Origin of the sequence: Vibrio sp. 1727 (assembly GCF_033344415.1) — a bacterium.
GTDB lineage: Bacteria > Pseudomonadota > Gammaproteobacteria > Enterobacterales > Vibrionaceae > Vibrio > Vibrio alginolyticus.
On the sequence record NZ_JAWPOT010000237.1, the window covers coordinates 1 to 726 of the forward strand.

The following is a 726-nucleotide window of genomic DNA, read 5'->3' on the forward strand; positions in this document are numbered from 1 at the left end:
CTGGGAAGAGAGACAAGATTTCATGGGACTCGCCAGAGTTAGAAATGGCGATAACAATGTCACCCGCACTGATCATACCCAAGTCACCATGCGCTGCTTCACCCGGGTGAACAAAAAACGCTGATGTACCTGTGCTGGCAAGCGTTGCTGCAATCTTGTTGCCAATGTGGCCTGATTTGCCCATACCCATCACGACAACTTTGCCGCTATTGGAAAGGATCAATTCGCAAGCTTGTTCAAACTGCTCATCAAAGTATTTGTCTAGCTCTTGCAGAGCCGCGACTTCGATATCAAGAACTTGTTTAGCTGCAGCGCGAAAATCAAATGGATTGGACATATCAGGGCTCCAATTTGTCTCTACTTATTAATGGTATTAAGCGGCCATGTTGGCAAATAGGTACACTTGGTAACCCAAGAAACACGTAAACAGAATCGCCCCTTCGAGGCGGTTGATGCTGCGTGACTTACCTAAACACATTGCTACTAACAACAGTGACACGCCAAGCATGACCCAAAAGTCACGTCCCATCGCGTATTCACTTAGTGTGGATGGGTTAATGATGCCAGGAAGGCCCATTACCGCCAAAATATTGAAAACGTTCGAGCCGATGATGTTACCAACTGCCATGTCGTCTTCGCCTTTCAATACACCAGCAAGTGATGCTGCAAGCTCAGGAAGACTCGTCCCGATGGCAATAATTGTCAGACCGATCACTAGGTCGCTCA

Annotated in this window: 1 protein-coding gene and 1 pseudogene; both read right to left on the reverse strand. The window is 47.4% G+C overall.

Annotation, left to right across the window (positions count from 1 at the left end):
• Positions 1 to 337 (reverse strand): SIS domain-containing protein (locus R8O10_RS24985; protein WP_318074836.1); only part of this gene is annotated, 337 nt, incomplete at its 3' end.
• A 36-nt stretch (positions 338 to 373) separates the two neighbouring features.
• Positions 374 to 726 (reverse strand): annotated as a pseudogene (locus R8O10_RS24990) (calcium/sodium antiporter); the annotation flags it as partial.